The 7,338-nt window shown below is 59.8% G+C and carries 5 protein-coding genes; 2 read left to right on the top strand and 3 right to left on the bottom strand.

All coding sequences use genetic code 11. The features are described 5' to 3' along the window. Positions 1 to 127: 127 nt before the first annotated feature. From glpK to RQ593_RS05160, 3 genes are all read right to left on the bottom strand, one after another. Positions 128 to 1,684 carry a glycerol kinase GlpK gene (gene glpK, locus RQ593_RS05170; protein ID WP_311449991.1) on the bottom strand — a complete coding sequence of 519 codons (1,557 nt, stop codon included), beginning with the start codon at positions 1,682 to 1,684 and terminating at the stop codon, positions 128 to 130. A gap of 44 nt (positions 1,685 to 1,728) precedes the next feature. Further along, the gene (locus RQ593_RS05165) at positions 1,729 to 2,526 is read right to left on the bottom strand and encodes an MIP/aquaporin family protein (RefSeq protein WP_049332597.1); all 798 of its coding nucleotides are present in this window, start codon (positions 2,524 to 2,526) and stop codon (positions 1,729 to 1,731) included. A 345-nt stretch (positions 2,527 to 2,871) separates the two neighbouring features. Then, positions 2,872 to 4,617, bottom strand: a complete 1,746-nt coding sequence (locus tag RQ593_RS05160) for a glycerol-3-phosphate dehydrogenase/oxidase (protein ID WP_311449990.1) — start codon at positions 4,615 to 4,617, stop codon at positions 2,872 to 2,874. 123 nt (positions 4,618 to 4,740) lie between these two features. Between RQ593_RS05160 and RQ593_RS05155 the strand changes: the two genes are divergently transcribed. Together RQ593_RS05155 and RQ593_RS05150 are read left to right on the top strand one after the other, a co-directional pair. After that, positions 4,741 to 5,688, top strand: coding sequence for a sugar-binding transcriptional regulator (locus RQ593_RS05155; protein ID WP_049359844.1), 948 nt, complete (start codon positions 4,741 to 4,743; stop codon positions 5,686 to 5,688). Between the two features lie 266 nt (positions 5,689 to 5,954). Continuing rightward, the gene (locus RQ593_RS05150; protein ID WP_311449989.1) at positions 5,955 to 7,331 is read left to right on the top strand and encodes a 6-pyruvoyl tetrahydrobiopterin synthase; all 1,377 of its coding nucleotides are present in this window, start codon (positions 5,955 to 5,957) and stop codon (positions 7,329 to 7,331) included. Positions 7,332 to 7,338: the final 7 nt, after the last annotated feature.

Below are 7,338 nucleotides of genomic sequence, written 5' to 3'. Positions count from 1 at the left end.
AGCCTCCCGTTTCTTGGACTTTAGTTTTGATGTCCAAGAAACGGGAGGCAGTTCACCCACAGTGGGGGAGAAGCAGCCGGGGCTTCGTTAGTACGCGGGCCGTGCCGTTAGGCGACGGGTACTGCGATTAGGCGGTCTGAACGTCCTCGTCAACCCACTCGAGGGTGCGGGAGACAGCCTTCTTCCACAGGCGGTACTGGCGGTCGACCTCTGCAGGCTCCATGGAGGGCAGCCAGCGCTTGTCCTCGGCCCAGTTGTCCACAACGTCCTGCTCGCCGGTCCAGAAACCAACAGCGATACCTGCAGCGTATGCTGCACCCAGGGCGGTGGTCTCAATAACCTTCGGGCGGATCACGGGAACGCCGAGGATGTCAGCCTGGAACTGCATGAGGAACTCGTTAGCGGTCATGCCGCCGTCCACGCGCAGCTCGGAGAGCTCAACACCGGAGTCAGCGTTCATTGCGTCGAGAACCTCGCGGGTCTGGAAGGCGGTTGCTTCCAGTGCTGCACGCACGATGTGTGCACGGTTCACGTAGCGGGTCAGACCAACGATCACGCCGCGAGCGTCGGAACGCCAGTGGGGTGCGAACAGGCCGGAGAATGCGGGAACGACGTAGCAGCCACCGGAATCCTCAACGGAGGTAGCCAGTTCCTCAGATTCTGCAGCGTTCTCGATCATGCGCAGGTTGTCGCGCAGCCACTGGATCAGGGAGCCGCTCATTGCGACCGAACCTTCCAGAGCGTAGACGGGTGCTGCGTCGCCAATCTTGTAGGCGACGGTGGTCAGCAGGCCGTTGTCGGAGAAGACGGGCTCGTTGCCGGTGTTCATGAGCATGAAGTTACCGGTACCGTAGGTGTTCTTCGCCATGCCCTTCTCGAAGCAAGCCTGGCCGAAAGTTGCAGCCTGCTGGTCACCCAGGATACCCGCGATGGGGGTGCCGCTGAGCAGGCCGGTGGGGCGGCCGAAGCCGTACACCTCGGAGGAGGACTTAATCTCGGGCAACATGCTCATGGGGATGCCCATGTCGGCTGCAATCTGCGGATCCCACTGCAGGGTGCGGATGTTCATCAGCAGGGTGCGGGATGCGTTGGTCACGTCGGTGACGTGCACGCCGCCGTCAACACCACCGGTCAGGTTCCAGACCAGCCAGGTGTCGGTGTTGCCGAAGAGCAGGTCGCCGCGCTCTGCGCGCTCGCGTGCACCTTCAACGTTGTCCAGAATCCACTTGATCTTGGGGCCGGAGAAGTAGGTGGAGAGGTTCAGGCCGACGATGTCGTGGTACTTGCCAACACCCTCTTCGCCTGCGAGTTCTTCAACGATTTCCTGGGTGCGGGTGTCCTGCCAGACGATTGCGTTGTAGACGGGCTCGCCGGTGTTCTTGTCCCACACGACGGTGGTTTCACGCTGGTTGGTGATGCCGACTGCAGCGATTTCGTGGTGGTTGACGTCGCCGTTTGCCATTGCGGTTGCTACGACCTTGCGGACGTTCTGCCAAATCTCGGTTGCGTTGTGCTCGACCCAGCCGGCCTTGGGGAAGATCTGCTCGTGTTCGAGCTGACCGTGCGCTACGTTCTCGCCTGCCTTGTTGAACAGGATTGCGCGGGAGCTGGTGGTGCCCTGGTCGATGGAGAGGATGTACTTGCGCTCGGTGTTGAGGGTTGCGGAGTGCAGAGAAGTCGTCATTGATTTTTCCTTAGAACAAAAGAACGGGGGGGTATTAGAGAGGTTTAGAGGGGCAGAACTGCCGGAACGATCAGGCCTGCGAGGATAGCGCCGATGATTGGGCCAACAACCGGAACCCATGCGTAAGACCAGTTGGAACCGGTCTTACCGGGGATGGGCAGGAAGGTGTAGGCGATACGGGGGCCGAGGTCACGTGCGGGGTTGATAGCGGAACCGGTTGCGCCACCGAGGCTCATACTGATGGATACAACGACCAGGGCAACAGCCAAGGGGCCAGTCTGGGCGGGGGTCTTACCGGATGCGATGATCCAGCCAATCAGGACGAAGGTGCCGATAATCTCGGTGAGCAAGTTCCAGCCGTAGGACTTGATGGCGGGGCCGGTTGCGAAGATGCCGAGGCGGTCGCCCGGGTCCTCATCGAAGTGCTTCTTGTAGGTGAGGTACGCTCCGGTTGCGCCGGCCATTGCGCCGAGCATCTGAGCGATGATGTACAGGGCGATGTTGCCTGCGGTTGCGGGAACACCGGTTGCCAGGTCGCGGCCTGCGGTTGCCAGGCCGACGGTCACTGCGGGGTTCAGGTGTGCACCGGAATGGAAGGAGAGGTACACGGCGGTGAACACTGCCAGACCCCATCCGAAGGTGATAACACCCCAGCCTGCGTCCTTAGCGTAGGACTTCTTGAGGGTCACTGCGGCGCATACGCCGGCACCGAGCAGAATCAGGATGAAGGTACCGAAGAACTCGGAAGCGAAGATTCCGAGGGTGGTGGGGGCGCCGGATGCATCCACGAGAGCGGAAGAGCCGGCTGCAAGTACAGTTCCTGCGGAAGCAAGAAGAGACATTGATGCTCCTTGAAGACGAAGCGTCTGGAAGGCAAGCGAACCTTTGCTTGCGCATTCCCGTGCGTCCTCACCGCACGGGCGGATCGGGGCACAACGCTGTGCTGAAATGTGTAGCGGTTGCTACGAAAAATTGATAGATGTTTCTGGATGAGAAGCAGATCGTACCAGTGGGTTAACCCTGTATTTAGCTCGCTGCTTCTTATGCAGGGGATTATCGTAAACGGTTATTTAACCTCTCGTCCACCCCTCACCGAAAATATGAGATAACCCATGCTCGGTGAGGGGTGAACGGTCGGTTCGTACCAAATAATCGGTTACGAAAGGTATGTGTGGAATCTTTAAGGATTAGAGCTTCACACGAGGTGCCACGGGGGTGACAGCCTCAATCTTTGCCGATGCCTCAGCGTCGGTGGAGGTGGACTCCGCCTCGCGGATAGCCTGCACGCGTGCGGCGTAGAGGTCGCGCTCTTCCTTGACCTTCTTGTCGTCCCAGCCGAGCTCGGCACGCATGATGTCGAGGATTTCGTCTGCTGCTGCCAGGCCGCGGTCGCGCTGCTCGAGGTCGAGGCGTACGCGGCGGACCAGCACGTCCTCCAGGTGCAGGGCGCCTTCGTAGCGGACAGCGAAGACGACGTCTGCACGCAGGAACTGGGGTGCCTTAGCCAGGGGAGCGCCGAGGGACGGGTCAGCGTCGATGAGAGCGCCGAGGTCCTCAATCTGTGCGCCGTAACGCTCGAGCAGGTGGGTGATACGGTCCTCGTCCCAGCCGTAACGCTCTGCGTAGCGTGCACGGTTAGCGGCGATTGCGTGGTAGCCGTCAGCACCAACCAGGCCGATGGTTGCGGTCACGGAGGGGTTCTGCTTAGCCTTCTCGCCCAGTGCGAAGTCGACAGCGTCGGCAGCCATGACACGGTAGGTGGTGAGCTTGCCGCCTGCGATTGCGCTCATGCCGGGTGCAACCTCGGTCACGGTGTGCTCGCGGGAAACCTTGGTGGATGCTGCACCGTCCTTGACCTTGGGCTGCAGCAGCGGACGCAGACCGGTGTAAGTGCCGATGATATCCTCGCGGGTCAGCGGGTTAGCGATCAGCTTGTTAGCCTGCATCAGCACGTAGTCGATGTCCTTGCTGGTTGCGACGGGGCGCTCACGGTCCTCGGAGTAGGGGGTGTCGGTGGTGCCGATGATCCAGTAACGCTGCCAGGGGATGATGAAGAGAACGGACTTCTCGGTCTTGGTGAAGATACCGCTGGTTGCGTTGATGCGGTCGCGGGGAACCACGATGTGGATACCCTTGGACGCCAGAACCTCCAGACCACCCTCGGGGTTAGCGAGGGACTCGGACTCTTCGGTCCACACGCCGGTTGCGTTGATGACGTGCTTTGCGCGCACGTTCAGGCGCTCGCCGGTTTCCAGGTCTGCCAGCTCGGCGCCGATGACGCGGCCGGATACGTCCTTGGTGAAGCCGACAACCTGGGTGCGGGATGCAGCCAGTGCGCCGTAGCCTGCAGCGGTGCGGACGACGTCGATGACGAGGCGTGCGTCGTCAACGCGTGCGTCGTAGAACTGGATTGCGCCGCTGAATGCGGAGTCCTTGATGTCGGGGAAGACGGTCTTGGTGCCGGTCTTGGTGAAGTGACGCTGGGAGGGGACGCCCTTGTTGCCGCGGGAACCGAGGAATGCGAGGGTGTCGTACATGCCGATGCCGATTGCGGAGTATGCGCGCTCGATGACGGGCATCTTCAGGGGCCACAGGAAGGGCTGTGCGTGCACCAGGTGGGGTGCGATCTTGTTCAGCAGCAGGCCGCGCTCGGTCAGTGCTTCGGTCACGAGCTTGAAGTCGAGGTTGTAGAGGTAGCGCAGGCCGCCGTGAACGAGCTTGGAGGACCATGCGCTGGTGCCTGCAGCCCAGTCGCCTGCTTCGACGATACCGGTGCGCAGACCGCGGGTTGCTGCGTCGAGGGCAATGCCTGCACCGGTGATGCCGCCGCCGACGACCAAGATGTCGAGTTCTTCGTTGACCATGCTCTTGAGCGCCTTGGCGCGGGACTCGGCGGTCAGCTGAGACTGCTGTGCAATGTGCTGGGAGCTCATGTACTGCTCTTTCCTGTATTGCCGCTTGTGCGGCGTGGGGGTTTCATCTTGCATTTAGTAAAACCCAATGGTGAAATAATAACCAAGCAGTATGAACGGATTTTCACTGGGGGTCTGTGGCAGATGAACGAACGCGCTAACCATACCTACGAGGCAGCGCAGCTTTACTACATTCACAACATGACGATGGACGCTATCGCGGCCCGTCTGGGGGTCTCTCGAGCCACTGTGTCACGTCTGCTTAAAAGTGCTCGTGAAAGCGGCATGGTGCAGATCCGTCTAGATGATTCCTTCCGTGCCCGCAGCGAGCTTGAGCGCCGCATCGGTGAGCGCTATAAGGTGCGCGTTACTCTCGTGAATGTCCGTTCGGATGCTACCCCCATTGCCCGTATGAGTCAGGTATCCCGTACCGCGGCGGCTCTCCTTGATTCCCTGATTGATAATGGAACGAGCCTGGGTGTGGCGTGGGGTTCAACGATGACTGAGATTTCTCGTCATCTGCCGCGTCGTCCTCTGAAAGGCGTGACTGTCGTGCAGATGAACGGCGCCGGTAATGCGCACCATTCGGGTATTCCGTACTTGGGTTCCTTGCTGGGGCAGTTGGTGAATGCCTATGATGCGCAGACTATCCATTTTCCGGTTCCCGCGTTCTTTGACTATGCGGACACCAAGACCGCCATGTGGCGTGAGCGTAGCGTGCAGAAGAATCTGCATGCCCAGCAGAATGTTGACCTCGCTATTTTTGGCGTGGGTGCTTTTGGTGGACCTATTCCTTCTCACGTGTATTCGGGTGGCTATTTTGAGGTGCAGGAGCAGCGTCAGTTGCGTGAGCTGGGCGTTGTGGGGGATATGTGCACGATTCTTCTGCGTGAGGACGGCTCGTGGGCTGATCTTGAGTTGAATAAGCGTGCGTCCGGTCCGACTCCGAAGGAGCTTGCCCGCATTCCGCGCCGTATTTGCGTTGCGTCCGGTACTCACCGTGTGCGTGCTTTGCGCGGCGCGTTGCGTACGGGCGCAATTACTGACTTGGTTCTTGATGATGCGCTGGCAAAGGCTCTGATGGAGAAGTAGCTGAAATAATCGCCGCGGGTATGAGGCGTTGCGGGTATGAGGGTCCGTGGTGATGGGGTAAAGGGCACCTTGAATCTGAAAGGGTAGTGCTGAGAGCTTTCCTGATGAAGCTCTCAAGCACCACCTGAACAATGTTTCAAGGTGCCCTTTAGTGTCGTCAAAAACTGCTTTCTGACCCTACAATGTGAAACGTTTGCGCACGTGAAAGCGCATATTAGTGCACTCCATTGAAGGTGTGTACCACTCACCGTTAGAAAGAACCAACCATGACCCCCACCTATAACGCCCAGGCGAATCCGCACCTGGGCGCACCCGGCATTACCACCATGCACGGTGATGCCCAGTCTTCCGACGCTACTCCTCTTGCCGGCCCCGGCGCAGGCAATTGGAAGATTACCGGCACGAAGCTTGGCGGCGCCTGCCCGACGATCCTTGCTGGACGCGACGGCTTCATTCAGGTGCTCTGCACCCAGGTCTTCGCCCACGGTGAGTTCATCACCCCGAAGCTCTCTATCCTTGATCCGCATACCGGTCGTGAACTTTCGCACCTGGACATCCCGAAGGGCGCACTGCTCGGTGGCGTGTACGCCTACCTAGACGCACAGGATCGCATGGTTCTGGTGGATGGATCTCAGTGCCTGCTGCGCCTCTCGCACTCTGCTGACGGACGCAGCATCCGGGTTGATGAGCGCATTGACCTGAGCCGCATGCTTGCCCAGAGCGCCAATGACGCTGTGGTTGGTCTGGTGCCCGATTGGTCAGGTCGCATTTGGGTTGCGACGAAGAACGGCTACATTGCGGTGATTGATTCTGCCCGCGGCACGATTCGCTCGATGCGCCTGAATAAGGCGTCGATTGCGGGCGAGCGTATCGATAATTCGATTTCGGCGTGCCCGCAGGGTGTGAGCGTGGTGACCTCCCACGCTATTTATATGCTGAACGCTACCGCAACCGGTGCGCCCACCCTCAAGTGGTGGCATGCCTACGATCGAGGTAGCGCCCGCAAGCCCGGTAAGCTCGCGTGGGGTTCCGGTGCCTCCCCGACGTTCTTTGGTCCGAACGGTTCGGACTATGTGATGTTGACCGATAACTCTGATATTCAGGAGTCGGTCATTGTGTACCGCACTGATAACGGTGCGAAGGTCGGTAGCGCCGGCCTGTTTACTGCCGGTACTTCTGGCACTGAGAACTCCATGATTGGTGTGGGTAACACGATGGTCGGTGCAAGCACCTACGGCTACCCCTACCCGAAGTACCCGGAGGGCGCCGGCCCGTCGGTTCCTGCGAACGCGCTTTTTGCCCCCGGTATGGAGCGTTGGGATATTACCGACCGCGGTCTGCGTAAGATTTGGGACCGTAAGGATGTGTACTCTTCGGCTGTTCCTCGCTATTCCACTGCTGACGGTCTGATTTACACCTGTGAGCGTCGCCGCGGTCCGGCTGGTTTGGCGAATGGTGCCTACGCGTGGGCTGTCGCGATTGATATGGAAACCGGTAAGACGATGCACGAGCAGCGCCTGCCTCAGCATGTGAGCCTGCTGCTTGGTGGCGGTGACACCCTGCAGATGGTGGGCACGATTGACCGTTACGGCACCTGGTGGCAAGGCACGATTAGCGGCGTGTACCGTATCGCGAAGGCTTAGGGGAGTA

Source organism: uncultured Rothia sp., assembly GCF_963507905.1.
Classification (GTDB): Bacteria; Actinomycetota; Actinomycetes; order Actinomycetales; family Micrococcaceae; genus Rothia.
The sequence above is the reverse complement of the archived record's forward strand: the minus strand, read 5'-3'. Positions and strand labels throughout refer to the sequence as shown.

Bases quoted from the DNA above. Each gene is read 5' to 3' on its own strand.
- glpK (WP_311449991.1), bottom strand. From the start codon at position 1,684: ATGACGACTTCTCTGCACTCCGCAACCCTCAACACCGAGCGCAAGTAC.
- RQ593_RS05165 (WP_049332597.1), bottom strand. From the start codon at position 2,526: ATGTCTCTTCTTGCTTCCGCAGGAACTGTACTTGCAGCCGGCTCTTCC.
- RQ593_RS05160 (WP_311449990.1), bottom strand. From the start codon at position 4,617: ATGAGCTCCCAGCACATTGCACAGCAGTCTCAGCTGACCGCCGAGTCC.
- RQ593_RS05155 (WP_049359844.1), top strand. From the start codon at position 4,741: ATGAACGAACGCGCTAACCATACCTACGAGGCAGCGCAGCTTTACTAC.
- RQ593_RS05150 (WP_311449989.1), top strand. From the start codon at position 5,955: ATGACCCCCACCTATAACGCCCAGGCGAATCCGCACCTGGGCGCACCC.